This window comes from Coleofasciculus sp. E1-EBD-02, from assembly GCF_040218245.1.
Classification (GTDB): Bacteria; Cyanobacteriota; Cyanobacteriia; order Cyanobacteriales; family Coleofasciculaceae; genus Coleofasciculus.
In genome coordinates, this window is record NZ_JAVJQN010000141.1 from 1 (window position 1) to 26,708 (window position 26,708).

The following is a 26,708-nucleotide window of genomic DNA, read 5'->3' on the forward strand; positions in this document are numbered from 1 at the left end:
AGAAGGGGGTTCTGGCACCTTAGATATGGACAGTTGAGGTCATGCGATCGCAAACCCCCAGCTATGGCAGAGTGATTTGACCCAACCACAAGTAAGAAGGGGGTTCTGGCACCTTAGATATGGACAGTTGAGGTCACGCGATCACAACCCCCCAGCTCCAATTTAAATGAATGACAGCCACTATCGTAATTGAACGCTCCAATGACTTTCGAGGGAGCTTGTAATCGGGATTTATTTGAGATGTGGTTATGGGAGTGTCTATTACCTAAACTTCAAGCCGATGATATTATTGTTATTGACAACGCAACATTTCATCGTTCTCAATATATCAATGAAATTGTAGCTCAGGCTGGGTGTGAAATCTGGTATCTTCCCACATATTCCCCCGATTTCAATAAGATTGAACGCTGGTGGTTTGTACTCAAGAATTGGATGAAGCAACGGTGGGATGAATTTGAGACCTGAAAGTGATTGCGTGGATGCTGCCTTCAATAAATGTCCTAACGTGTGTGCGTAGTGCTATATAATAGATAATTATTTCAGGAGTTGGCTCAATTCTACTATAATAATTAGCACTAAACCTTGACACCTGCGAAAATTCAAAATGGTTACAACCCTTACTAAACCATCCTCACTTTTACATGAAATTCGCCTGGAAAAAGTTGATCAGTGGAATCTGTTTAAATTCAGCGATTATCTCCAAATTCGCATGGAAAAGCTTTTAGAGAAAAAAAAAGCTGACCAACTCACACCTGAAGAGATAGTAGAACTCGATGCGATTGGAGAACTTGATCGTATTTTTACTCATATCAATGCGATGATTGCAGCCCAACATGGCAATTCGTGAAGAAACCAGACAAATTGTTCGAGAACGTGCGAACTATCAATGTGAATATTGCCACTCGCCAGAACGTTTGAGTGCTAATCGATTCACAGTTGATCATATTATTCCCAAATCATTGGGGGGTACTGACGACATCAATAATCTGGCACTTGCCTGTCGTCGCTGTAATGAAAGACGTTATAACTTTGTTGCATGAATCGATCCAAACACTCAGGAAATTCTTCCTCTGTTTAATCCTCGTCAGCAAAAGTGGGAAGAACATTTCACCTGGATAGAGAACGGAGTTGTCATCCAAGGAATTACAGGTATTGGTCGAGCAACCTGTCTTCGTCTCGATCTAAACGATATGCGCTATCCAGAAGATGATTCTATTCGAGAGACGAGACGTTTTTGGATTCAAATTGGATTACATCCCCCAGTTAACGATCCCTGTCAGCTCTAATGTATTCTCAGGACAAATAATTAGTGTTTTACTTTGGAGAAAACTAGCTATAATTGCTTAATTTAGGTGGATGGGTTTCAGAATTGAGTTGGAGTTAGTTAAAATAGCGATCGCACCCCTTATCCTCTAAACGTTTCAGCGATGGCAGATGTAAATGGTACTTGGCTGGGAACCTATTGGCAGTGGGGCGTTCCCACAAGATTTGAGGCAACACTGCTGCATAGTGGCAATACCGTGACAGGTAATATCTTAGATGACAGCTACTTGGGCGAAGCGTCACTAACGGGGGAAGTTATTGGACGCCGGATTAGCTTTGTTAAACGCTATTTAGCGAGTTCCAACTATCCCATTAGTTACACGGGTACAATCTCGGAATCAGAAGACTTTATGCAGGGACAGTGGAGTATCGGTGGCGGTGAATCCGGTTCCTGGGAAGCCCGTCGCAGTGGTGAAAATTTAACTGTGGATTTACAAAAAGCCCAAGCTAACCGAGTACCGACTTTAACAGGTGTATGAGGGCAAAAGTAACTGACTACCTCTTAGATATAGGGGAGATGGGGGGATTTTAGGGGGTTAGTCATGTCTGCCAAGCGGCACCCGTTAAACGATTGATGCAGAAATAAATAATAAATGTGGCAGTGGATTAGGCATAATAAAGGAATAGATGTTGAAGAAAGCAAAAACGATAAATGATAGTCAAAAGCTTGAATAAATTTCTCAGCTTTAGCGCCTTAATTCTCTTAGGATTAACAGCCACATTACTCATTTCTCTCCCTGCCATTTCTCAACCCAGTGATACAACCTTGCGTGCTTTAGCCCAAGAACAAAACGTCCACATAGGTGCAGCCGTATCAATAAATGCCCTTCGCAACGATTCCACCTATCGAGAGGTATTGGCGCGGGAGTTCAACATGGTTACACCTGAGAATGTGATGAAAATTAAGCAAATTCATCCAGAACGCGATCGCTACGATTTTACTGCTGCTAACGAAATCGTTGCCTTTGCCAAAGCCAATCAGATGCAGATACGCGGTCATACCTTGGTTTGGCATCGCAGTTTACCCGACTGGTTAACTGAAACCGAGTGGACGCGGGAGGAATTAATAGATATTTTGCGGCGACATATCTTTACCGTAGTCAGTCACTATCGAGGTGACATTTATGCCTGGGATGTCGTCAATGAAGCCGTTGGCGGTAAAGATTCTCTAAGAAAAACCATTTGGCAGCAAGGAATTGGGTCAGACTATGTGGAGTTAGCGTTTCGCTGGGCGCATGAAGCTGACCCCAACGCGCTCCTATTTTATAATGATTATGGCGGAGAAGAATTAGGGGAAAAATCGGATGCAATCTACGCCTTCGTTAAGGATTTGCTAGAGAAAGATGTCCCCATTCATGGTGTCGGCTTGCAGATGCACAAAAGTATAAAAAATCCGCCCAAACCCGAAGACGTAGCCGCCAATATCAAGCGGTTGGAAGAATTGGGATTAGAGGTACATATTACTGAAATGGATGTCCAAATCCACAACGGTACAGGAACCGAGGAAGAGAGATTAGTCGAACAGGCAAAAGTATATCAGGATATGTTAGGCGTCTGTCTAAAAGCGCCCAACTGCACGGCGTTTGTCACCTGGGGATTTACCGATAAATTTACCTGGATTCCCGGCTTCGTCGGTCAGCCAGACTTGCCCTTAATTTTTGATAAATCTTATCGTCCCAAACCAGCTTATCACGCTTTAGTCGAAGTTCTCAGTACCGCTAATAATTAGGGGCTGCTGAATAAGTGTTGTGGGGGGGTAGGGAGCAGGGGGAGCAGGGGTAGCTGGGGAAGCTGGGGTAGCTGGGGAAGCTGGGGAAGCAGGGGGAGCAGGGGGAGCAGGGGAAGCTGGGGAAGCAATGATACATTTTCCCTGATAGCGGTGCAAGTTAGGGAATCTGTAGGGGCGGGTTTAGGAAATCTGTAGGGGCGGGTTTAGGAAATCAATTCAGCTAGTCACCACTAACGGAACAACAAAACCCGCCCTCCCTACCGATAAATGAACAACAAAACCCGCCCTCCCCACCGATAAATGAACAACAAAACCCGCCCTCCCTACCGATAAATGAACAACAAAACCCGCCCTTATACCTAAATCGAATGCCACTGACTGGTATGCTGGTGGGCAATGCCCACCCTACGGTCTATCAAAGATTTCGGCGATTCCCTAATGTTTATTTCAGTGCCATTATCCCGAAATCAGGTAGAGACGTGCAATGCTACCATCAAGCGTCATCTAATGCGGCAATACCAGGAAGTACCTTACCTTCCAGTAATTCCAGACTCGCTCCACCACCTGTAGAGATATGGCTCATTTGATCAGCCACACCAACTTTTTCCACAGCCGCAACCGAGTCACCACCGCCGATAATCGTGGTTGTGCCTTTCTTCGTCAGATCAGCTAGAGTCCGCGCGATCGCTTCGGTGCCAGCGGCAAACTTGTCAAACTCAAATACCCCCATCGGACCATTCCAGATCACCGACTTACAGTCGCCTAATGCATCTTGGAAGAATTTCACGGAATCAGGACCAATATCTAGCCCCATCCATCCATCAGGAATCGATTCAATGCTTACGGTTTGGGAATTGGCGTCAGCGGCAAAGTTATCGGCAATCACGACATCTGTGGGTAAAAGCAAGTCAACCCCTTTTTCCTTTGCCTTCGCTTCCAAGGACTTTGCCAACTCCAGCTTATCCTCTTCCACCAGCGACTTACCGACACTCAAGCCACGGGCTTTGTAGAAGGTGAAAATCATGCCACCGCCAATCAGCAGTTTATCCACCTTATCCAGTAAGGTTTCAATCACGCCAATCTTACTCGACACCTTAGATCCACCAATAATCGCCGCTAAGGGGTTCTGGGGATTTTCAATCGCATTTTGCAGATACTGAAGTTCTTTCTCAATCAAATACCCCGCCACGGAGGGCTGTAGGTGATGAGTGACTCCTTCGGTTGAAGCATGGGCGCGGTGTGCCGTACCAAAGGCATCATTGACGTAAACATCAGCTAGGGCGGCTAACTGTTTGGTAAACTCCGGATCATTCTTTTCTTCCCCTGGGTGGAAGCGGAGATTTTCCAGTAACGCCACCTGACCATTATCTAGGCTGTTAACCTGAGACTTAACCCCATCGCCAATACAGTCATCACACTTGACCACCGTTTGACCCAGTAATTCAGACAGACGATTCGCTACGGGTGTTAGGCGGAGGCTGTCCTTCACTTGTCCCTTAGGACGCCCTAAGTGGCTACACAGAACCACCTTGGCATTCTTTTTGATTAAATCCTGGATCGTCGGCAGAGCCGCCCGGATGCGGGTATCATCGGTAATCGTACCATTCTCATCTAGTGGCACATTCAGGTCGGCTCGCACCAATACCCGTTTTCCGGCTAAATCGGACTCATTTAAATTTGCTACAGTTTTTTTGGACACAGTAATACTCTCCTCTAATTGCCTGTATCTGATGCTTTGCGATCTGATCGCGTGCCAGTGGTTGTATGCTTAATGATTGCCCCCAGACTTGCATCTATAGAGCAATCAACTCAGTCATTAGGATCAAGAGTATGTATTCTCTTTTCCCGTCCACATTTTACCGGAGTCCGTGTCCTTCAAGGTGATTACAATGTTTAAGACTGTTTTATTTCCCCTTGACCAAAGCCGAGAAGCCCGTGAAGCGGCGGAAGTTGTCGCCAATATCGTCCAAAAGTATGAAAGTCATTTAGTCTTACTCTCGGTTGTCGAAAAACCCAACCCCGATGACCCATCGCCAAGTCCAGACATCATGTCTCCGGAGATGGTTGCTGAACTACTCAAAGGCGCTCAAGCCATGTTTAACCAGTATGGCATTAAGCCAGAAACCTTGAGTCGGGAAGGCACACCCCCATTTACGATCTGTGATGTCGCCGACGAAATTAATGCCGATCTAATTATTATGGGCTGTCGCGGATTGGGATTAACTGAGGATGGCGCTTCCGAAAGCGTCACCAATCGGGTGATTAATTTGTCACCCTGTCCCGTGCTAGTTGTGCCGTAATACAAAGGTATAACGGATATCAGCCAACACTCTTGATCACCCTCAAGATACCGTGAGGTGGGCAATAGCACAAAATGATAGGATAAGCATTTCAACATTGATCACCCTTGCCCACCCTACATGACTTGTTCCCTATTGCCTATTGCCTATTGCCTATTCCCTGACAAATGACCAATGACAAATGACCAATAACCAATGACCATTCAATGGTATCCCGGACATATTGCTAAAGCCGAACGGCAACTCAAGGAACAGCTCAAACGAGTGGATGTTGTGCTGGAAGTCCGGGATGCGCGAATTCCTCTGACTACCCATCATCCGCAAACCGCTGAGTGGGTAGGGAATAAAAGCCGAATCTTGGTGATCAACCGCATGGATCTGATTACACCCAAGACGCAGCAGTTGTGGACATCCTGGTTTCAAGAGCAAGGGGAAACGCCTTACTGGACAAATGCCCAGCAGGGGAAAGGAATTCGAGAGGTTGCCCAAGCCGCCCAGCAAACCGGAGTACAGATGAATCAACGGCGTAAAAATCGCGGGATGCAGCCTCGTCCGGTGCGTGCGGTGGTGATTGGTTTCCCCAACGTGGGTAAATCGGCTCTGATTAATCGACTTTTGGGGCGGCGTGTGGTGGACAGCGCCCGTCGTCCCGGTGTTACTCGTCAACTGCGTTGGGTACGGATTAGCGATCAGATTGAACTGTTGGATGCGCCCGGTGTTATTCCCGCCAAGCTACAAAATCAAGAGGATGCTCTAAAATTAGCCATTTGTGATGACATTGGTGAGGCGTCTTACGATAATCAGCGGGTTGCTTCTGGGTTTGTAGATTTGCTAAAACGATCGCCGGATCTGGCTACAGCCGATCGCACATCCACGTCTTTTTTACACAACCGTTATGATGTAGACCCAACGGGGATCACGGGTGAATCCTACTTACAAGCCTTGGCAGAGACGCGCTACCAAGGGGATCAAGAGCGTGCTGCCCGACAGTTATTGAATGATTTTCGCAAAGGACTACTGGGCGCGATCGCACTGGAATTGCCACCATCTTGATGTGTTGAGTGTTGACTTCCCCAGCTCCCCCAGCCCCCTCAGCTCCCCCAGCTCCCCCAGCTTCCCCAGCTTCCCCAGCTCCCCCAGCTCCCCCAGCTCCCTCAGCTCCCTCAGCTCCCCCAGCTCCCCCTGCTTCCCCAGCTCCCCCAGCTCCCCCTGCTTCCCCAGCCCCCTCAGCTCCCCCAGCTCCCCCTGCTCCTCCGCACCCAACCTTAATAACTGTGTGTTGTTTTACTAAGGGGGTGGGGGGTAATACCCCTCATCGACTAAACTACAATATAGTAATGCACCCTAGATAAGCGCCTAATGGGGGCGTTTTTCATGGTCGGTTGGCGAAGTTCAGCCAAAAATTGTGACGAATCATTACGCTAATCAACGTAAAGATTTAAGACATATTGCTGAGGCATCTTAATAGACGGAGGAAAGAAAATTGAACAAGAGCACCGAAACCCATTATCAGGACTTACGCACAACCTCGCTTAGAGGGTTAACGATGAATCCTGCATACAAGCCAAACAGGATATCGGTAGCACAAAAGCGTAAGTCCTGTTTTTTTAGAACAGTACGGAAAGCATCTATCCTTACCAATCCTTTCAGGGTGTATTGTCTTAGCCAACTCGGAGATTGATCAACTCTGGTAATGGTGTAATACTGTAATACCACAGATGCCGAGAACGGCTATAGTGGAAGCAATGGGCAATCCTGGTTAGCTCGATAACTCCGAATCAAAATAAAAAGCGGTTTTGGGAATTCAAGGAGTTTAACCCACGACATTTGTACAATCAGCTAACGCGAAGATTTCTCAATTCACAGCAGAGATCCAGCGTCCCGCCCTTGTACAACGGTAAACTCAATAATTTAAATCGACTAAAAAATGGTCAGTAAAATAGCGACATTTAGACTTCCAGAACAACTAAGTCAGGAAATTCGGTCTCGGGCTGAGGCATCAGGTCGCGATCGGACGGCGGTCGTAATTGAGGCACTCAAGCAGGCATTTGGTTTCCCGCTTGAGGAATCGCACTCAACAACGATTGAGGAACTTCAGGAACAACTCACTACATTAGACAAAAAATACAAGCAGTTAAAAGAACAGCTTAATCAACTCAGCCAAGACACTCAGACAGCGAATCAACCCTATCAAGCGGTTCAGCAAGCCATCCCTGGCACGTTGGTAACCGGAACGATTAATCATCATCAAATTGGGGATACAGATCAAGCCTGGAAAACTCCTAGCCAAGTCGCCCAACTGGATCTCAATGATGCGATCATTACCCAGGAACAGGATGAGTCAGAACTGCGGGAACTGACGACGCGGATTCAGCAGCAAGCACGAATCTTTGACCAAGTTCTCTCGGCGTCTCCTGATCCCATCTGTGTCTTGGATCGCATGGGACGATTTACCTACGTCAATCTGGCGATCGCGCAACTGTTTGGCTTATCCCAAGCGGAAATTTTGGGCAAAACGGTACAGCAGTTAAACTTACCGCCCGAAGGAATCGAACTGTTTAATAATCAACGGGAAGTCGTCTTTGCCACGCGACGCCCTTTGACCGATGAAATGAGTTACCCAACTCTGGGAGGTGTACGGCATTACGAGTACATCCTGAGTCCGATTCTGGGGAACCACAATAGTGTGGAAGCGGTAATCTGTACGGCGAGAGACATTACCGAACGCAAACGAGTTGAAGAATCGCTGCGGGAATCGGAAGCGAATTATCGTCACTTATTTGAATACGCCAATGATTCCATCTTCATTATTGACCTATCCACCAGTCGTATTTTAGATGCCAATCAGAATGCCTCCAGACGACTAGGATACACCCGCAAAGAACTGCTGAATTTGAAGACTCGTGATATAGATGTGCCGATTGGTGAGGATCGCCAACGCACCATCAGTCAACGGATGCAAGCAACGGGGAGTATTATTTTTGAACATGCACTGCGGCGTAAAGATGGTTCTCCGGTGCAGGTAGAAATTAGTTCGCGGGTGATTGAATATCGCGATCGCTTAGTGTCCCTGAGTTTTGTCCGTGATATTACCAAACGCAAACAAGCCGAGGAACGGTTGCGGTTATTAGAGTCGGCGGTATTCAATGCCAATGACGCGATCGTGATTACTGAAGCCCAACCCATTGACAAACCCGGTCCTCGGATTGTCTATGTTAACCAAGGCTTTACTCGGATGACAGGGTATACGGCGGATGAAGTAATTGGCAAAACACCGCGCTTCTTACAAGGTCCCAAAACCGATCGCGCCCAAGCGGACAAAATTCGCGATACCCTATGCCGATGGGAACCCGTGCGGGCGGAATTGATCAACTATCGCAAAGATGGTTCCGAGTTTTGGGTGGAACTAAATATTGTCCCCGTGGTTGATGAGAATGGGGACTATACCCACTGGATGGCGATCGAGCGAGATATTAGCCAGCGCAAGCAGCTAGAAACCGCCTCAGCTAAACGGGATCAGGAACGAACCGCTCAACTGTCTCAAGCCAATACCTTGCTACAAGAACAATTGGCGAAACAGGAGCAAATGGTTGCCAATCTTCGCAGCCATGAGGAACGCCAAGCGATCGCCTTAAAAGCGGGTAACGTGGGAATTTGGGATTGGAATCTGGAGAATGATGAATTCTATCTAGCGTCCAATTTGAAAACCATGCTGCGCTATGAGGATCAGGAGATTGCGAATAGTAAAGCGACTTGGTTAGACCTGATTCATCCCGATGATCGCCAACAGGTTGAAAATGAAATCAATGCTCATTTAGACGGGTCAACAACTCACTATGGCATGGAACACCGGATGGTGCAAAAAGATGGCACGATTCGCTGGTTTCTTTCCCGTGGCATTGCGGTACAAGATGCTAAGGATAAGCCTTATCGGTTGATTGGTTGTAGCGTTGATATCACTGAATATCAACAACTTGAGGATTAACGCTCACCATTCCCTTACCTCCAAATCAGAACCCCGATTTCTTGAAGAAGTCGGGGTATAACAATAATCAAAGCTACAGATATGCCCTAGCAAAAGTGGGATTTAGCAAGATGAAGCTAGCTTCTTTTTAGTGAGCCAGCCAGCGAGAGCAAAAATACTCAGCCCCAATATTGAAGTCGGTTCAGGAACATTTTTCTCTTCAAAGCAACCTGGATCACTAGATGATTCAAGACAAACTGTCACCTTAGACACTCCCGATCCGTTCCGGAAACTACTGCTAATGACTCGGTTAAAACCAGCATAGACATCATAGTTGACTGGACCTTGGCTATCAGGCCTTTGAAACTAATAAATGGGTTGGGAGGGAGTTCATAAGACGAATTTTTCAGATCGACTGAATACATAACCACTGCCTGAGCTGGATGAACTCCAACCGCAGCTAAACCTAAGGCTGTGCCAGCGGTGGCAAGGGCTAATTTTTGGTAGATGTTAGTCATTGTTCAAATTCCTACTAAATTTAACTTGCGTCGATAAATGTTCTAAATCTCTGTTGAGATATCGGTGGCATTTCTCCAAGTTTCGCAATCCGGGTAAAATCGTTACAAACCCTTACATAAAACCCCAAAGGGTTGAAAATATTGTTGAACCAACCAGATTCCGTAGGGACACGGCATTGCCGTGTCCTATAGAAAAATGTCTCAGCTTTTCTTCTGCTTTCTTGACTGTTGCCGCTTGAACAAAGCACCAAAACCTTTAGACAAACAGCAAGTGCTAATTTTTGGCACATAATAGTCATTGCTAAAATTCCTCATAAATGGAGATAGTCGAGAGTCCCAACTTCTTTAAGAAGTCGGGATTCTCACAAGTGCAACCTTGAAAAATTAGATAGAGAATGCCTACTATACGGAGGTAGCGATTCCTAAAGCAGGTGAGTAATGACTCAGCTTTCCTTCTGCTTTTTGGACTGTTGTCGCTTGAACAAAGCACCAAAGCCTAAAGCTGTTGCTGAACCCAGGATAGTCAGAGGTTCAGGAGTTGGAGTCAATTCGAGTTGAGCAGAGGATATAATAGCATCATCTTGGTAAGCCCAAGGAATTACACCGGATTGTTCAGAATTGAAAGATCCCAAAATTTCGTCGGAAGTGAATCCAAAATCCTTGATTAAATCCAGCTCGACAGTTTGGGTTCCTCCGCTAGGAAAACTCGGTATATCAGTTACCTTGATACTTTTAACGCCAAGCATACTAATTGTATCTGTAGCTATATAATTTCCAGGTGATACTGTTGCTGTAAAAGTAAGCTTTGCTGAAGCTAACGGTTTGATAGCAATCTGATCCAGAAACGTTTCAATCCCTTCAGACTGACTAAAATCCAATTCCCAGCGTGTAGATTCATCTTCACCATCCCCGATTATTGAAGGTTGCTGAGGTATTTTACGTATGATTGAAAAATCTCCATTCTGTAACGTTCCACCTACTCCTACAGAAATGGGTGTAGGGTTCGTTGAACCCGTAGCTATAGCCTTAACCGTAACTGCCAAGGCTTTTCCAGATATCATAGATCCAAGAGCTGCACAAGTAGTGGCAATAGCTAATTTTTGGTAGATATTAGTCTTAGTCATTGTTCAAATTTCTCCTAAATTCAACTTGCGTGGATGAACTTTCTCAATCTCTGTTGAGATATCGGTGGCATTTCTCAAAGTTTCGCAATCCCAGCAAAATCGTTACAAACCTTTACATAAAACCCCAAAGGGTTGAAGATATCGTTGAATAAACCCGATTCCGTCGGGGCAAGGCATTGCCGTACCCTATATAAATATAAAAATGGTGAATTTTGCGAAAAACTCTAGAATTGTGGCGATAACTGAGTGCAAGACTCAATTGGCGTAATGTTCAAGGATGAGTTTAACCGAGGATGAAAGGGTAACAACCCACTCCAAAACCAATAGCAAAGAGTTCAGGTGATTTCATGGGTGTGGATATTGATCAACAACTGCGTCAGCTTGTCGCTCAAACCTGCCAGTATCCCCGTCGCAGCCTGCAACGGCGTCGCTGCTTGGATCAACTGATTCGCGCGATCGCCCAATCGGGGAAACTCTGGCGGGAGCATAGCCCCGATTATGAAGAAGCACTACAACTCACCTGGTTGTATTTGTGCCGCAATATCGAGAACTATGATCCAGCCCAAGCCACGGTGACAACCTGGTTGGATGCCTATCTCAAACAACGACTGAAGGATTTATTCCGAAAACGATGTCAACAACTACATCATGAAGCTCAACCGCCTCCAGACTCGGAATATCCAACTGATCCGATTGATAATTTACCGGATACCCACCCTGATATCCCGCCGATTCTGGCAGAAACTCGACAGTGGGCAGAATCCGATCCAGATGGGGAATTATCCAGCTCTCATATTAGAGGACGTCCTGATATAACCTGTCAAGTTTTAATCTTACGTCGCTTACCACCAGAGACAGAATGGAGAAAACTCGAAGCAGAATTTAATTGTAAGGTTTCCACGTTGGCAACATTTTACCAGCGTCATTGTGTTCCCTTATTACGCAAATTTGGTGAATCGCAAGGATATTTATAGGCAATCATTAATTGAAGTTGTAACAATAACTGGACTGGAAAGGAGCGAATGATGACTAGCGTAGAATTACTTTTAAAGAATGCTTTCCCTATGCCCATTATGCCCAAAGTTATCCAAATGGCACAAGGGTTTGCCCAGAAACAACCGACAGCAGAAAAAGCCGAACAAGTTTATTTGAATACGTTGGCAGTTTGGGCTGTCCGGGATTATTTGGCACTTATGGAGATCGATACCGAAATTGATCACAGTGATTTTGCCAATCCTGTCGTCTGCTTAGGGGCAGATGTGGCAGATCTTAAGGTTAAAGGGTTGGGGACGTTAGAATGTCGTCCGGTGAAAGTATTCGAGAATCATTCAGGCTCTGAAAACCATCGCTGGATTCCCGAATTTGGCTCGATTCCACCAGAGGTTTGGCAGGAACGCATCGGCTATGTTTTTGTGGCGATTGATCCGAAGCGAAAAGAATCCAAACTATTAGGATTCACTCAAACGGCTGGCACAGGTCAGGTATTCTTGCCCCAGTTGCAACCCTTGGATGCGTTATTAGAGGATCTGGAGCAATTAACCAACCCAATTGTCAATATTAATCAGTGGTTTGCGAATCAGTTTGCGGCGGGTTGGCAACAACTTGAAGACTTATGGGAGTCTGATCGTGAGCCGTCGATGCCAGGGCAAACTGTACCTGCATTGCGTCGATTTGGAACTGAAGTTCAACTGTTTCCAGATGTCGATATTATGCGAGCTAAATTAATCGATTTGGGTATGGAGTTGGGATCTCAACGTCTTGCTTTAGTTATGGCACTGACTCAAGAGAGCGATCGCAAGGTGAGTGTGTTCGTTCAAGTCCATCCTACGGGAGGCGATCGCTATTTACCTGGAAATCTGACATTGGCTTTACTTTCAGAGTCTGGGGATAGGTTGCAAGCGGTACAATCGCGAGGGTTAGATTTATGGGTTCAACTCCGACAATTTCGAGTTGAACCAGGAACCAATTTTGGTTTGCAGGTTGTGCTAAATGGTATCAGTGTTACCGAATCCTTTATACTCTAATTGGTTATTTGTCATTGGTCTTTTGTCATTTGTAAGGGTTTGTAGTGAGAACTTTAGTTCTCGTTCCGCCTAGCCGGAGAGGGCTGAAGCCCTCACTACGTACCCAATCTATCCCACAATTTTAGCTATGTGAGTCCACTACAGTTTACAACTTTAATGATATTCGTAAAAGTTATAGTATAATTTGAGTAAAATAATTAATGAATCGGTAGAGTAAGTAGGTTTAGGGAAAGAAACTTAACGAGATTAAGTTTTGTCAAAGAACCTCAAACCCTTACAAAGGACAAATGACGCTCCCTACCTGTTCCCGAACCCATTCATCAAAGGAGTCGCTATGAGTAAAATCGTTGTTTTAAATCTCGGCTCAGGCAACTTCAGCTCTGGATTTACTTCTGTGACAGCACAGTTGGGAGAGGTGGGGAATCTGTATATGCAATTCACGGGGAGTTTGCCAACAGCCCCCGATCTTCCTCAACTCCTCAGAGACTGGCGGCTACTCTATACAGCACTTTATCAAAGTCATGGTTATCGGGGCGGGATCGATATTGTTGAGTCCGGCATCACGCATTGTTCTGAGGGAGATTTTAATGATATTTGTCAACACTTACAAACCAAAATCAATACCTGGTTAAAGAGTGAAGGATTTCGCAAAATTGAATCAGAACTGAGAACTCAATTAAACCCCGCTGAACCCGTGCGGGTCATTATTGAAAGCGATGATCCGGAAGTCTGGAAATTACCATGGCATCTTTGGGACTTTTTTGCCGAGTATCGCTTAGGAGAATTAGCGTTCAGTACACCAGATTATCCCCCACCTGCCAGTTCAGTTATTCCCCACCGCCGCAAGGCTAATGTCAAAATATTAGCGATTTTAGGCAACAGCGCCGGGATTAATTTGGAGAAAGATCGGGAATTACTGAAACGATTGTCAGGAGCTAAAATTACCTGGTTAGTTGAACCGGAACGGCAAGAATTGACTGACCAACTTTGGCAAGCTGGCTGGGATATTATTTTCTTTGCTGGACATTCCCAAAGTGAGGATAATATCACCCATGGACGATTATACATTAATCAAAATGAACAGAATAATAGCCTGAGAATGGGTGAAGTCAAGGAAGCGATGAGAAAAGCCGTTGACAACGGATTAAAATTAGCCATTTTTAATTCCTGTGATGGGTTGGGATTAGTCCGAGACTTGGCGGCGGATCAGATTCCGCTTCCGCCGATGATTGTCATGCGTGAACCCGTAGCTGATCCAGTGGCACAAGCCTTTTTGAAATACTTCTTAAAAAACTTTGCCGCCGGAGAACCGTTTCATTTATCGGTACGCCAAGCTAGAGAACAACTGCGGGGATTAGAACATGAATTACCGGGGGCAAGTTGGCTACCTGTCATTTGTCAACATCCGGCTGTAATTCCCTTTAGTTGGTCTACAAAACCACCCGATTCGAGTTCAATTCCTGTATTAAAATGGGTGGCGATTGTTTTAGTGGGAGTGATTACCAGTTACCTATTCTCCAGTTCAAATTTAGCAATTTTGGCAAACCAACGAGGAATCAAAAATCAAAATCAAAATCAATTATTACGGGCGCAACTCTACTATCATCTTGCCACTTGGCTCAATCCAACTTATCCTCAACCCTATTACAATTTAGCCTGGTTATGTGATGAGAGTCTTGATGATACAGCTTGTGCTGAACAACGGTTTCAACAAGCGGTATTGCGGGGACTTCCTGATGCTTACCCGGAGTTGGCTCGCTTGCATTTGCAGCAGGGAGATCTGGAAGCTGCACTAAAAGAAACCTGGGCGTGTTTAGAACATAGCGATTATGATGGGGTGAAGGCTGCTTGTTTAAAGAATCTGGGTTGGGTACGATGGGAACAACAACGATTAGAGGAAGCTGAAGCCGATTTACGGAATGCGATCGCGCTTGCACCAGTTAGCCCTCATGCTTATTGTTTATTAGCTCAAGTTCTAGACAGCAAAGGAAACCATCAAGAGGCAAAAGTGGCTTGGGAAAATACACTGAAATACTCTGAGTATAACGTTCCCGAACAAGATAAATGTATGGGTTTAGCTCAAGAGCATTTGTCAGCACAATAAGGAGGAATAAGTGATGATGTATTTTAAAATACAACCTGAAACAACCTTGACTATAGTGTATTACGGCATATAAGGCATATTACGATTCGTTGCTTGGCTTTAACTACACAGACGTAAAGCAGTATAAATTGTAGTGGAGGTGATCCGAGCAATTGAAACATTGACACCAGGTTAAAGGAGTAGATGTATCATGTACTGGAAACTTGTGACGTTTATAAGTTTGATTGTCCTTCTCCTTGATGGGAATGCCTTGGGTGTTGGGAATGAGGGAGTCAGAAAACAGGTAGAACGCCGACAAGATTTAGAGGATCAACAATTTTTATACCGTTGGATTTTTTTTGACCAGACTGTCGCTAATGTTAGCTTTTGTCCTCAGGGCGTTTGTAATTCTGGCACTATAGTGCCGACTACGAACAGGGAAAAACTGGTAAGGGATCAAGGGAATATTGAGTCGGTTACCAGATATCCCCTACACTCTGCGTTAAACCTGCCATCCCAACCCCTTACTAACGGACAAATTCTTCAGATCACAGGTGATGTACACATTCAGCGTAGTGGACGTAGAATTGAACCGCAAATTGGTACAGACATTTATCCAGAGGATCAATTATCCATCGCCAACGCCTCCGAAGTAATCTTGCAATGTGCAGACTTATCAAGCCAAACCCTATCCTCTGGAAACAATCGCCTCAATCCTTGTCCCACCGCTACTGAACAAACCGAATGTACCCCAGGTACTTATAACTGTCCCCATCGTGGCGATATCGCTTGGAACAATAGGATTCCTTATATTATCACTCCTCGGCGCACCGCGATTCTCACCGATAAACCCCTCTTACACTGGAATGGATTACCTGACGCCAACAGCTATACTGTCACCCTGGAGGGAGATGGAATCGAATGGACAACCCAAGTCAGCGATACCCAAATCACCTATCCAGGAGAACCCCCCCTGCAACCCGGTGGTGATTATCTACTCATTATTGAAGCCGATACCGGGGAATCCTCACTGGATGAATCCCCCCTACCTGGCGGACTAAATTTCAGCCGACTCGACGAACAACAAAGCCAACAGATTCGCACTCAAGCCAGCCAAATCAGCCAACAACCCTGGAATCAAACCGCAAAAGCCCTAGCCTTAGCCACACTCTATAATAAACATCAACTTCATACTCAAGCGATCGCCACCCTAGAATCCTTGATTGCTGACGGAGTAGAGAGTGCAGCCATCTATCGCAAAATTGGCGATCGCTACTTCTATCACCTCATCCTCCCTGCCCAAGCCAAACCCTACTACACCAAAGCCATCGAACTTTCCCACACCAACGACATCGAGGAGAAAACCCACGCCCAATATCACCTAGGGCGCATTGAAACCGCACTCGGCAATCACGACGAAGCGATGCACTGGTTTAGCCTCGCCCTCAAAGGATATCAAACCCTAGGCTATTCTGAACAGATTCAGGAACTTGAACACCAATTAAACCAGTAGGGGCGGGTTTTACCGATACCCTTTCCCAACAACCAATCCCTGAACTAAACCCACCCTCCTCCACCTCGAACCCCTCTGCGCCCTCTGCGCTTACCTCTGCGTACCTCTGCGTTAAATCAACATTAATTAATAGCTACTCAATCCAAAAAAATGTCATCATGAAACCCAATTTCCTCTGCAAAACAACTCTCCTCGCCCTCTTAACCCTAAACCCCTATCCCCCTACCCTCGCCCAACCCATAATCCCCGCCAACGACAACACCGGAACCGTCGTCAATCCCACAGGCGATCGCTTCGACATCACAGGTGGCACTTTGTCCCCAGACAACACCAATCTCTTCCACAGTTTTCAGCAATTTGGATTAGACTCTGAGCAAATTGCCAACTTCCTCTCCTCGCCCAACATTCAGAATATTCTCAGTCGAGTTACTGGCAATAATCCCTCTATTATTAACGGCTTAATCCAAGTTACCGGGAGTAACGCCAACTTAATTTTAATCAACCCCTCCGGAATTATCTTTGGCAGTAACGCCCAATTAAACGTCCCCGCTGATTTTACCGCCACAACCGCTACAGGAATTGGATTTAGCCAGAACCATTGGTTTAATGCTTTTGGCGACAATAACTACTCAAATCTCATTGGTACACCCAATAAATTTGCCTTTGATCATTCCAATTCTGGCAGTATTATCAACGCGGGTAACTTAGCCGTCACTTCGCAGCATAACTTAACCCTATTAGCGGGTCAAGTGATTAACACGGGTCAATTAAGCGCACCAGGGGGAACCATTACCGTTGCTGCTGTACCTGACTCTAATTTAGTCCAGATTAGGCGATCGGGAAACCTCCTCAGTTTAGAACTAGAACCGCCCCGGGATACTCAGGGAAATATTCTCCCCGTCAATCCCTTAGATTTAGCCGAACTTCTCACAGGAACAGCACCTGAATTAGACACTAAATTAACCGTTGCTGAGGATAACACGGTTCAGTTAGCCAATTCTGGGATAACCGTACCCGATCAACCGGGAACCACAATTATTTCTGGCAGTCTTAACGTTGCTAACTCTGCCCCCATTCCGGCAAATCAGTCAATTAATATCATCGGTGAAAACGTGGGACTGATCAATGCCACGATTAATGCATCGGGGAATTATCACGGGGGAAGCATTCGGATTGGTGGCGATTATAAAGGTCAAGGGTTTATTCCCAATGCTGAACAGACGTTTATCAGTTCGGATTCAACGATTAATGCGAGTAGTATCCTGAATGGTAATGGGGGTCGTGTAATTGTTTGGGCGAATAATAATACCACATTTAACGGCACAATTCTCGCCCGTGGTGGTCAGGATTCCGGAGATGGCGGATTTGTTGAAGTTTCCGGCAAAAACAATCTAATTTTTCGGGGAAATGTCAACGTTATGGCAACCCATGGGCAAGCAGGAAACCTCCTACTTGATCCAGTCAATATCACGATAGTCGATCAGACTGATTCTGCTGATGATAATGAATTGAATGATAACACTATTCTCTTTTCAGACGGTTTGATCGATAATTTCACCCTTTCTAGAAAAAAACTAGAAAGCTTATCTGGCAATGTCACTTTAGAAGCAACGAATGATATTACCATTGAGGATTTAGCCAGTGACAACTTAGATCTGCATACAGGTTATGGTAAAACCATCACATTTAGGGCAGATGCCGATGGCAATGGTGTGGGTGATTTTTGGATGAATCAGGGAGATACTATCAGTACAGGAGGAGGGGCGATTAGGATTACCGGAGTCAATGTTGATGTCGGTGGTATTGATACGCTAAATCCCGGCAATTCTCTGTTCAACCATGGTGGCAATATTACGATTGTCACTGATGGGGGTAATATTAGCACGGGTCTTTTAAGATCATGGGGGAGAGCAACGATAGGAGATAGTGGCACGATTACCCTTCTGGCTAATAATGGCGACATTCGTACAGGTACAATTGCATCCCAAGCGACGGCAACCTTCGGCAATGGCGGCGATATTAATCTGACTACCAATAATGGCAATATTGAAATATTTGGTCAATTAAATAGTAATGCGGAAGGTATGGGTGATGCCGGAAATATAAGCTTAATCGCTAATGGAGGGGATCTAAAAATAACCGAATCTGAACCGAATGCTAGTATTTATTCATTAAGCTTTTTTCAGTCTGGGGGTGAAATTACAGTCCAAGCCACAGGCAATATTGATATTTTAGGAACTGTTAGCTCTTTATCCGGATTTGGGAATACGGGTAATGTCACGTTAACCAGTGAACAAGGGAATATTTCCAGTGGTAGCATTGGTTCTGCTGTTTTTTGTGGAACGAGTGGTCAGGTAAGTATTAATGCCCCCAATGGCAGTATAAATGTCGGTAATATTGGTTCATTTTCTTTCAATGGTAGAGGCAATGATATTACATTTTTTGCTAACAATAATCTAATTACGGGTGACTTAATGACTTCCGGTAAACTTGGAAGTGGAACAATTCAGGTAACAGTTACTAACGGTTCAATCAATACTCTACAATCTGAATTTTCGGCGGATGTATCTCAACTCTTCAATTTTGTTGATTTATTGCCGAACAATATTGATCCAAGAATCGTTGAGCTATTGTCTTTATTCTCAGAACCCATAAGCCAGTTACCCACTCATACTCTCGATTCATCCTCTCACTCAGGATCAGGCGGTGCAATTCTACTGAATGCACCAAATGGAGATATTATTACTGGCGGTAAAACAATCAATTCCCATGGGTTTATGAATGCTGGAAATATTACCCTAACCAGTGGTGGTATTATTGATACAACTGGCGGCATAATTAGCGCTCCCGGTGGTATAAAAGGCGGTGATATTACGCTGCTTGCTCCCGGTAATATTGATACCGGAACGATTACCGTCTTTTTAAGTGGCTTTAGTGGTGATAGCGGCGATATTAGTATCACAAGTACCGAGGCAAATATTAATACCAGCAGTGGGGCATTAATTACGGCGTCTGGAGAGGGTTTAGGTGGTAACATCACTCTTGATGCGGCGAATAGAATTACTGTTGGCGAAATGAATGCTTTATCATTTGTGGAAATGGGAGGCACAATTGACCTAAGTGCAGATAGTAATATTAAAATTGGCGGAGATATTCAAACCAACCAAAATAATATTACCTTGAATGCGCCTGTCACGTTAGTGGATAATGTCGCGTTGACGACATCAGACCAGGGTGATATTATCTTTGATGATATTGTCAACGGTGGCTATAATTTAATCCTAAATTCAGAGCAAGGACTTGTGCAATTTAACGATCGCGTGGGTCATTTAACCCCCTTAAATAACCTACAGGTTCAAGGTGAGATCACCACAACCAATCCATCGGGTATCGATATCACCACCTTAAATAGGATTGAAACCCAAGATATTACTTCACCAGGGGGGATTAGCCTCACCAGCCATCAACGCAGTATCACCACCCAGCGTCTAAATACCTCGGCATTCAATGATGGTGGTAATATTACCCTTAAAGCACCCGGTAATATTACCGTGAGTCAAATTGATAGTCAAAGTTTAGGGAACGGTAATGGCGGCGCAGTTGACATTACCACAGGACAATTTTTCCAAGCTACGGATACATTCCGGGATCAAAATGGAACTCAGACAAGTATTTCTACGGCTGGAATTACCGACGGTGGAACAATTCTGATTCGTCATGGTGGGGAGGGAATTACCCCATTTACTGTCGGGAATGCTGATATCAATGGTACTCAAGGCGCGATATCGCGAGGAAACGATACTCCCGAAAGCCAGATTCTACCCAGACAAACCTATCTACATACTCACAAACAAGACCGCGATCGCATTCAAATTATATCAGTCTCTCCGGCTTCACCCCCGCCACCTGATCCCAATCCCCTTCCAGCCGAACCTAATCCTACTCCTCCATTAACACCTGCTTCTCCATCCCCGTCTAGTTTGAATTCTGAATTAACTCCAGAGACTCCATCGCCAACCAATCCCCTAGAATCTCTCGCCTTTCTTGTCGGCGATACTCTCAATGTCAATCCGCAAATCTATCAAGATTCTGAAACCGAAAACTATACCTTTACCTGGAAGATTCCCAATCAACAAATATTATCACTCAATGTCCCCTACGTTCAAGACTCTCCCCGCCAACTCGCAATTAATCCCAGCGATGATATTGTCACGTTAATTGACCAATCCTTAGAAGCGCAATTTGAAGACTATTTAGGCGAAGACATTACCCAGAAACAAGTCACTACCGCCTCCCTACAAAACAGGCTAAAAACCATAGAAACCCAAACAGGAAAACGCGCCGTAGTAATTTACGCCCTATCTCATCCCGATGGATTACAACTTGTTCTCGTTCCACCCGAAGGTTCCCCGATTCCGAAACAGGTTCCCCAAGCCAATCATCAAACTCTACGGCGGGAAGTGAATAAATTTTATCACACGCTCAATGATTATACGAATGACAGGTATTTATCCAGTTCCCAACAACTCTATCAGTGGCTAATCGAACCCTTAGCAACGGAACTAGATGCCCTCAATATTGATACACTAATTTTCTCAATGGACGCGGGGTTACGCACGCTTCCCCTAGCAGCATTACATGACGGACAGCAATTTCTGATCGAAGCCTATAGCCTAGGTTTAATCCCCAGTGTCAGTTTAACTGATACCCGTTACCAGAGTTTAAAAAATGCGACTATCTTAGCCATGGGGGCTTCCGAGTTCCCTGATTCAACTCTTTCTCCATTACCTGCTGTTCCGATTGAATTATCCACAATTTTAGCCGAATTTGGACAAGGCAAATTATTGCTAAATGACCAATTTACCTTAGATAATTTAAAGAGTCAGCGCCAGGAGGCATCTTTTGATATCGTACATCTGTCTACCCACGCCTCATTTCCCCGCGATCGCAACTATAATCCCTACATTCAACTGTGGCAACAACGAGTCGGATTAAACGAATTGCGACAAGTGCAATGGTACGCCCCGCCAACGGTAGAACTCTTAACTCTGAGTGCTTGTGAAACCGCTGTGGGGAATGAACAAGCCGAAATGGGGTTTGCTGGATTAGCTGTACAAGCGGGAGTAAAATCAGCTTTAGCCAGCCTCTGGAAAGTTGATGATTTAGGGACGTTAGCGGTAATGACCGAATTTTATCAGCAACTCAACCAGGAAACTGTATCAATTAAAGCCGAAGCGCTGCGACAAACCCAACTTGCCCTGTTACATTCTCAAGTGCGAATTGAATCAAGTCAGTTAGTTGGCACAAGTCGGGATATAAGCGTTGCTAAAAGCTTAGGGAATAGCCCAGAAATTAATTTATCTCATCCTTATTATTGGGCTGGTTTTACTCTAATTGGTAGTCCTTGGTAAAACCAATGAAGGCATTTTCATTTTCCTGTAGGGGCGGGTTTGACTATTATCCTTTCTCAATCCACCTGAATGTAACTAAACCCGCCCTGACTCAGGTGTAAAGCCACGGCGATTAAAATCGCTGCTACACAAACAAAGTCCGCCTGCGCGGACTAAATTATAAAGGGGGTAATCAACCCCGATTGGGTATATAGCACTACCCAGGCAGGTTAGGACATTTTTTACTGTTCCCTGTTCCCTGTTCCCTGTTCCCACGTCAGTAGTAAGTGTTTCAACGCTTATGGCGCTGAAGCGCAACTACAAACACAGAGCGATCGCGGATTAATCCCTCTGCCAAATCTTAATCGTCCCCGCCTTACCGCCAGTGACTAAGAGTTGTCCATCCGGACTGAAAACCACAGGACTACATCCAGCAAGAGTACCAAGGAATTGACCAGTGTGTAAGTGCCAAAGTTGGACAGTATTGGTGTCACCACTTGCCAAGAGTTGTCCATCCGGACTGATAGCAACGGCAACGATTCCCTTTAATTTTCCCTCCAGCGTTTGCCATAATTCTCCTGTCGTGAGATTCCATAATTTAACCGTACCATCGGCGCTACCGCTTGCCAGACTATTGCCGTCGGGACTAATCGCCACAGATGTCACCCACTTAGAATGTCCGGTAAGAATCTGAGTTTGTTGATAACGACTTAATGACCAAATTCTAATCGTTTGATCCGCACTACCACTAACTAGAGTTTTGCCATCGGGACTGATGGCAACTGACCAAACAATGTCTGAATGACCATTGAGGGTTCGTTGAAATTCTCCGGTGTATCCATCCCACAATCGGATTGTTTGATCACCACTCGCACTCGCCAGAATTGTTTGATCTGGGCTAAACGTAAGGCAGGAAATAAACCCCGAATGATTGTAGGAAGAATTGGGGTATAAATAGAGACGTTGTAGTGCTTTAGTCTCTAACTTCCAACGGGTAATTTTCTTATCAAAGCCACCAGCCACTAGCATTTTTCCCTGGGGGCAAATCGCCACAGCAAAAACCTCTCTCTCTTGTCCAAAGAAGGTAAACTTTAGTTTTCCGGTTCTCAAGTTCCAGAGACTAACGGTTTTATCTTCACTACCACTCGCCAGGGTTTGTCCATCAGAACTAATGGCGATTGCTGTAACCTTGGCTCGGTGTCCTGGGATACTTTTTAGACATTTCCAATTTTGACAGGGTTGCGGTTCATAGTGAACGATTTTGGCTTGATGTTCCAGATTGACCGATTGTTTGTCTAAGGGTGCATTTGGGGTCGGCGAATGGGTGAATTTTACGGAATAATTTTTGGTTGCGTCAGATGTAGAGATATGATTAGAAAATTGATGACCTGATGCCGAATTAGCCGTTGATTGAGCTTTTCTTTGCTGTTGAGCCTTGAGCGCTTCTAACTCGTCCTCAATGTCTAGATTTGCAAAGGTTTGATGCCAATGATTTTCGGCAAATACTGGATCTAACTCCAGCATAGCTTGGGTGTTGGCTTCCATTTCCAGTATTTTATCTTCCATGCGCCCAAAAGCATCAACGGCATCTACCATTTGTGGTTTGGGTTCGGGTTTATAGGCTTCATACAATCCATATTGTGGTTGTGACTTAGGTTTGCAGGCTTGATACAACCCATAAACACCCAATCCCACCACTCCCCCAGCTGCTGCCATTGTACCCATACCAATGCCAACCGCACCAAAGCTTCCAGCTAATCCCATACCCCCAATCGTTGACGATACCTTAGCACCAGCGACAGCACCAATTCCCACCGCACCAAACGCCAAAGCATCCCTGTTTTCGATTGCTTTAAAAGCACCATAAGTCGCCGCACCCGCCACCGTACCTGCTGCTGTTACGGGAGTCATGCCAATTGCCACTCCACCAAATCCTCCCACTAATCCCATTGTGCCGATTGTGGCAGAAACACCAGCGCCAGCCGTAGCACCACTGGCAATAAAAACTACACTATCTTTCTTAATTGACATATTATAATGAGGTGATATTTTTGTTTAATTTAGCACAGAACTCTGTTGAGAGGAAGTTAATTTACATTCCGCGATCGCGTCGGCTTGTAGTAAGGGAACCTTAGCCCTATATTCTGTTGGGTTGAGCGAAGTCGAAACCCAACCTACAACCTATTCCACAATTTTAGCTGTATCAACTTCAATTCGCTGTTCCCGACAAGTCCGCAGGTAGGTAGCATTCAAATCCACAGGCAAGCAGAGTTCACCGCGCAACCACAATGGCATGACAGGTAAAGGGTTTTCCACCGCCAATGCTTCTTGCCAAATATCCAAATTCGGCTGTCCCTGACGTTCCACAACTCGATAAGCAGTGGCGTACAGTGGTGCATTTAAAGGCAACATTCTGACTGCCAACTGATGTAATAATTCCTCATGTAAATTCGCATTTCGTCCCGTCACTACATCCACAATATTTACGCCTATTCCTTGCTGTAAATAGGTTTGATACTTAGCAATAAAAGCACGACGATTTGCGGGTCTATCTTTATTGCCGGGACTCACCAACTCGATAGCCGCTATTTATAGTGATGAAATTTATCGGGATAGTCTTTCAGCTTTTGTTTTTATTACAATTTTAAATTGCGATGCGGGTGTTTATCGCGCTAAAGCGCAACTACAAACTAGCAAAATATGAGACAATTAACGTTATCGATAACTACAATAAGGTAAACCCCATGTCTCCAATAACTGACTCCTGGCAAGAGGATTATATTATTACTAACGGTGTCAAACTACACTACGTCACCCAGGGAGAAGGTAAACTTATGCTGATGCTGCATGGTTTCCCTGAATTCTGGTACTCTTGGCGGCATCAAATCCCTGAATTTGCCAGCGATTATAAAGTTGTTGCCCTTGATCTGCGGGGTTACAATGACAGCGATAAGCCCAAAGATGTATCAGCCTATCAGATCAGTGAGTTAGTTAACGATATTAAAGGAGTTATTCAAGGATTGGGCTATGAAAGCTGTATCTTAGTTGGGCATGATTGGGGAGGAATGATTGCTTGGTATGTTGCCTATACTTATCCCCAACTGGTTGATAAGTTAATTGTCATGAATATTCCTCATCCCGCCAAATTTGCAGAGGCGTTACGCAGGAATCCGCAACAACTCCTGCGAAGTTGGTATATCTTTTTCTTTCAACTCCCTTTACTCCCAGAGTTACTGTTTCAGTGGGATGACTATCGACTGATTACGTCGATTTTTATCGATATGGCAATTGACAAACGTGCCTTTTCGGAAGCAGACTTAAACGCCTATAAAGATGCGGCGGCAAAACGGGGGGCTATGACTGCCATGCTTAACTACTACCGCAATGTCTTCCAGGAGATATTTAAGCAGCATCGGTGGGATGTTCTGCAAATTCCAACTCTAATGATCTGGGGAGAAAATGATACGGCTTTAGGTAAGGAATTGACCTATAATACAAAGGATTATATGCCAGATTTGCAAATCCGCTACATCCCGAATTGTAGTCATTGGGTACAGCAGGAACAGCCCCAGTTAGTGAATCAGTATATGCGAGAGTTTTTAGCAAAGGATGAGGGATGAGAGACCAAGGGATGCGACTAAACCCACCCCGACGGAATCCCCGATAATTGAAAAAGGGCGGGTTTTGTTGAAATGGTATGGGTAACATCCTAATTATGTTCCTAAACCCGCCCCTACAATTACTCTTTACAACCTTCAAGGACTATTTATTCCTCATGCCCTTGACCGTTGCGATAACCATAAAAGTCAATCCGATACTCAGTAATTTTAACGCCAGTTTGTTGCTCAATGTGTTGGATTAGTTCTTCTGGCAATTCTACATACACATCCATGATCTGATTCGTATCCACACAATTAACGTGACTGTGTGCATCGCTGATATTTCCGTAAAGCCGTCCATCGGATCGCTCAATACATTCAATAATCCCTTGAGACGATAGCGCCTCTAGATTTTGGTACACAGAAGTATGACCAATTTCTTTGCCTTGCTGATTTAGGCGATCATAAATTTCTCGTGCACAGAGATGCTCTCGATCTTGCCACAGTAATTCCAAAATTAAGCGGCGTTGACGCGACAAGCGCATTCCTAACGCTTGACATCGATTGAGGGCGTCTTCCAATGAGCGAATTGGTTTGACAACTGCCGCTTCTTTCTGCATAGTCGATACGTTGAATGGGGTGGTTAGCTGTATGGGGAGTAGTCTCAAGCTCTACCCTGAAGATGAGCCTGATCCTGATAGAGAGTTAATAATGCACTGATTAAACGCGCATAATATTTGCGGATATAATCTTTTTCGCCAAGCTTTGTCCAGGTTTGAGTCTGAATGACTGGGTATCTGGCACTGTATGGCACTGTAAGGCAAACTCATTACCACTTTACCTTAGATGGTTTGAGTCTGTCTACTGTGGACTGATATCCAGTCTGGTAGCATCGATTGTGTTAATTAAACTAAGGTAAGCTTGATCCGAGGTTAAGCCTGGGGACTGGTTGACCCTTCGACTTCGCTCAGGGTCAACACCGAGCGTAGCGTTCGACTGAACTTCGACAGGCTCAGGGGTCCGCGCTCACGCCGAAGTCCGAGGTGTTAAGTGCCGTCACTACCAGGATGAAAGACCGAAGTAATCCAGGCAATGTACAGACGCTGTAACAGTGCGTCTCTACGTCCAAATGTTGTGGAGC

19 protein-coding genes and 2 pseudogenes are annotated in these 26,708 nt (G+C 45.1%); 14 read left to right on the plus strand and 7 right to left on the minus strand.

Going from position 1 to position 26,708, the window contains the following annotated elements:
- Positions 1-189: 189 nt before the first annotated feature.
- From RIC07_RS22295 to RIC07_RS22315, 5 genes and pseudogenes are all read left to right on the plus strand, one after another.
- Positions 190-517, plus strand: a pseudogene (locus RIC07_RS22295) (transposase); the annotation flags it as partial.
- Between the two features lie 87 nt (positions 518-604).
- Positions 605-847 (plus strand): hypothetical protein, encoded by a 243-nt coding sequence (locus tag RIC07_RS22300; protein WP_446376509.1) that lies wholly within the window; start codon positions 605-607, stop codon positions 845-847.
- Positions 834-1,286 (plus strand): annotated as a pseudogene (locus RIC07_RS22305) (HNH endonuclease). The gene RIC07_RS22300 and the pseudogene RIC07_RS22305 overlap by 14 nt, the downstream one beginning before the upstream one ends.
- Positions 1,287-1,427: 141 nt before the next feature.
- The gene (locus tag RIC07_RS22310; RefSeq protein ID WP_446396437.1) at positions 1,428-1,802 is read left to right on the plus strand and encodes a hypothetical protein; all 375 of its coding nucleotides are present in this window, start codon (positions 1,428-1,430) and stop codon (positions 1,800-1,802) included.
- Positions 1,803-1,975: 173 nt separating this feature from the next.
- Positions 1,976-3,052, plus strand: a complete 1,077-nt coding sequence (locus RIC07_RS22315; protein ID WP_446396438.1) for an endo-1,4-beta-xylanase — start codon at positions 1,976-1,978, stop codon at positions 3,050-3,052.
- Positions 3,053-3,545: 493 nt separating this feature from the next.
- Here the strand turns inward: RIC07_RS22315 and RIC07_RS22320 are convergent, their stop codons facing one another.
- A complete protein-coding gene (locus RIC07_RS22320) occupies positions 3,546-4,751 on the minus strand; it encodes a phosphoglycerate kinase (protein WP_446375936.1) in 1,206 nt (401 codons plus the stop codon).
- A 190-nt stretch (positions 4,752-4,941) separates the two neighbouring features.
- Here RIC07_RS22320 and RIC07_RS22325 point away from each other — a divergent pair, with 190 nt between their 5' ends.
- The 3 genes from RIC07_RS22325 to RIC07_RS22335 all read left to right on the plus strand — a co-directional run bounded on the left by RIC07_RS22325 (position 4,942) and on the right by RIC07_RS22335 (position 9,337).
- Positions 4,942-5,352, plus strand: coding sequence for a universal stress protein (locus tag RIC07_RS22325; protein ID WP_006105690.1), 411 nt, complete (start codon positions 4,942-4,944; stop codon positions 5,350-5,352).
- Between the two features lie 195 nt (positions 5,353-5,547).
- Complete coding sequence (gene ylqF, locus RIC07_RS22330; RefSeq protein WP_446396439.1) at positions 5,548-6,405, plus strand: ribosome biogenesis GTPase YlqF; 858 nt, start codon at positions 5,548-5,550, stop codon at positions 6,403-6,405.
- 874 nt (positions 6,406-7,279) lie between these two features.
- Positions 7,280-9,337, plus strand: a complete 2,058-nt coding sequence (locus tag RIC07_RS22335; RefSeq protein WP_446396440.1) for a PAS domain S-box protein — start codon at positions 7,280-7,282, stop codon at positions 9,335-9,337.
- 102 nt (positions 9,338-9,439) lie between these two features.
- Here RIC07_RS22335 and RIC07_RS22340 read toward each other — a convergent pair whose 3' ends face one another.
- From RIC07_RS22340 to RIC07_RS22350, 3 genes are all read right to left on the minus strand, one after another.
- Complete coding sequence (locus RIC07_RS22340; protein WP_446396441.1) at positions 9,440-9,589, minus strand: PEP-CTERM sorting domain-containing protein; 150 nt, start codon at positions 9,587-9,589, stop codon at positions 9,440-9,442.
- Complete coding sequence (locus tag RIC07_RS22345) at positions 9,577-9,834, minus strand: hypothetical protein (protein WP_446396442.1); 258 nt, start codon at positions 9,832-9,834, stop codon at positions 9,577-9,579. Before RIC07_RS22345 ends, RIC07_RS22340 begins: the two co-directional genes overlap by 13 nt.
- A gap of 443 nt (positions 9,835-10,277) precedes the next feature.
- Positions 10,278-10,958: a PEP-CTERM sorting domain-containing protein gene (locus tag RIC07_RS22350; RefSeq protein ID WP_446396443.1), complete on the minus strand. Its 681-nt coding sequence runs from the start codon at positions 10,956-10,958 to the stop codon at positions 10,278-10,280.
- Positions 10,959-11,305: 347 nt separating this feature from the next.
- Here RIC07_RS22350 and RIC07_RS22355 point away from each other — a divergent pair, with 347 nt between their 5' ends.
- The 5 genes from RIC07_RS22355 (at position 11,306) to RIC07_RS22375 (ending at position 21,989) form a co-directional block, all read left to right on the plus strand.
- The gene (locus tag RIC07_RS22355; protein ID WP_446396444.1) at positions 11,306-11,932 is read left to right on the plus strand and encodes a sigma factor; all 627 of its coding nucleotides are present in this window, start codon (positions 11,306-11,308) and stop codon (positions 11,930-11,932) included.
- Positions 11,933-11,980: 48 nt separating this feature from the next.
- Positions 11,981-12,982 carry a DUF1822 family protein gene (locus tag RIC07_RS22360; protein ID WP_446396445.1) on the plus strand — a complete coding sequence of 334 codons (1,002 nt, stop codon included), beginning with the start codon at positions 11,981-11,983 and terminating at the stop codon, positions 12,980-12,982.
- Positions 12,983-13,316: 334 nt separating this feature from the next.
- The gene (locus RIC07_RS22365; protein ID WP_446396446.1) at positions 13,317-15,086 is read left to right on the plus strand and encodes a CHAT domain-containing tetratricopeptide repeat protein; all 1,770 of its coding nucleotides are present in this window, start codon (positions 13,317-13,319) and stop codon (positions 15,084-15,086) included.
- A gap of 190 nt (positions 15,087-15,276) precedes the next feature.
- A complete protein-coding gene (locus RIC07_RS22370) occupies positions 15,277-16,578 on the plus strand; it encodes a tetratricopeptide repeat protein (protein ID WP_446396447.1) in 1,302 nt (433 codons plus the stop codon).
- Positions 16,579-16,736: 158 nt separating this feature from the next.
- Complete coding sequence (locus RIC07_RS22375; RefSeq protein WP_446396448.1) at positions 16,737-21,989, plus strand: CHAT domain-containing protein; 5,253 nt, start codon at positions 16,737-16,739, stop codon at positions 21,987-21,989.
- Between the two features lie 321 nt (positions 21,990-22,310).
- Here the strand turns inward: RIC07_RS22375 and RIC07_RS22380 are convergent, their stop codons facing one another.
- Positions 22,311-23,999: a hypothetical protein gene (locus RIC07_RS22380; RefSeq protein ID WP_446396449.1), complete on the minus strand. Its 1,689-nt coding sequence runs from the start codon at positions 23,997-23,999 to the stop codon at positions 22,311-22,313.
- Between the two features lie 150 nt (positions 24,000-24,149).
- Entirely contained in the window at positions 24,150-24,539 is a 390-nt protein-coding gene (locus RIC07_RS22385) for a hypothetical protein (protein ID WP_446396450.1), read from the minus strand.
- A 173-nt stretch (positions 24,540-24,712) separates the two neighbouring features.
- Here RIC07_RS22385 and RIC07_RS22390 point away from each other — a divergent pair, with 173 nt between their 5' ends.
- Complete coding sequence (locus RIC07_RS22390) at positions 24,713-25,588, plus strand: alpha/beta fold hydrolase (protein WP_446396451.1); 876 nt, start codon at positions 24,713-24,715, stop codon at positions 25,586-25,588.
- A 146-nt stretch (positions 25,589-25,734) separates the two neighbouring features.
- Here RIC07_RS22390 and RIC07_RS22395 read toward each other — a convergent pair whose 3' ends face one another.
- Entirely contained in the window at positions 25,735-26,187 is a 453-nt protein-coding gene (locus RIC07_RS22395) for a Fur family transcriptional regulator (protein ID WP_446380007.1), read from the minus strand.
- Positions 26,188-26,708 lie beyond the last annotated feature (521 nt).

What these genes read in the sequence shown, in the direction of transcription:
- RIC07_RS22360 (WP_446396445.1), top strand. Translation starts at nt 11,981, where the DNA reads ATGATGACTAGCGTAGAATTACTTTTAAAGAATGCTTTCCCTATGCCC.
- RIC07_RS22350 (WP_446396443.1), bottom strand. Translation starts at nt 10,958, where the DNA reads ATGACTAAGACTAATATCTACCAAAAATTAGCTATTGCCACTACTTGT.
- RIC07_RS22390 (WP_446396451.1), top strand. Translation starts at nt 24,713, where the DNA reads ATGTCTCCAATAACTGACTCCTGGCAAGAGGATTATATTATTACTAAC.
- RIC07_RS22395 (WP_446380007.1), bottom strand. Translation starts at nt 26,187, where the DNA reads ATGCAGAAAGAAGCGGCAGTTGTCAAACCAATTCGCTCATTGGAAGAC.
- RIC07_RS22345 (WP_446396442.1), bottom strand. Translation starts at nt 9,834, where the DNA reads ATGACTAACATCTACCAAAAATTAGCCCTTGCCACCGCTGGCACAGCC.
- RIC07_RS22300 (WP_446376509.1), top strand. Translation starts at nt 605, where the DNA reads ATGGTTACAACCCTTACTAAACCATCCTCACTTTTACATGAAATTCGC.
- RIC07_RS22380 (WP_446396449.1), bottom strand. Translation starts at nt 23,999, where the DNA reads ATGTCAATTAAGAAAGATAGTGTAGTTTTTATTGCCAGTGGTGCTACG.
- RIC07_RS22370 (WP_446396447.1), top strand. Translation starts at nt 15,277, where the DNA reads ATGTACTGGAAACTTGTGACGTTTATAAGTTTGATTGTCCTTCTCCTT.
- RIC07_RS22375 (WP_446396448.1), top strand. Translation starts at nt 16,737, where the DNA reads ATGAAACCCAATTTCCTCTGCAAAACAACTCTCCTCGCCCTCTTAACC.
- RIC07_RS22335 (WP_446396440.1), top strand. Translation starts at nt 7,280, where the DNA reads ATGGTCAGTAAAATAGCGACATTTAGACTTCCAGAACAACTAAGTCAG.
- RIC07_RS22355 (WP_446396444.1), top strand. Translation starts at nt 11,306, where the DNA reads ATGGGTGTGGATATTGATCAACAACTGCGTCAGCTTGTCGCTCAAACC.
- RIC07_RS22315 (WP_446396438.1), top strand. Translation starts at nt 1,976, where the DNA reads ATGATAGTCAAAAGCTTGAATAAATTTCTCAGCTTTAGCGCCTTAATT.
- RIC07_RS22325 (WP_006105690.1), top strand. Translation starts at nt 4,942, where the DNA reads ATGTTTAAGACTGTTTTATTTCCCCTTGACCAAAGCCGAGAAGCCCGT.
- RIC07_RS22310 (WP_446396437.1), top strand. Translation starts at nt 1,428, where the DNA reads ATGGCAGATGTAAATGGTACTTGGCTGGGAACCTATTGGCAGTGGGGC.
- ylqF (WP_446396439.1), top strand. Translation starts at nt 5,548, where the DNA reads ATGACCATTCAATGGTATCCCGGACATATTGCTAAAGCCGAACGGCAA.
- RIC07_RS22365 (WP_446396446.1), top strand. Translation starts at nt 13,317, where the DNA reads ATGAGTAAAATCGTTGTTTTAAATCTCGGCTCAGGCAACTTCAGCTCT.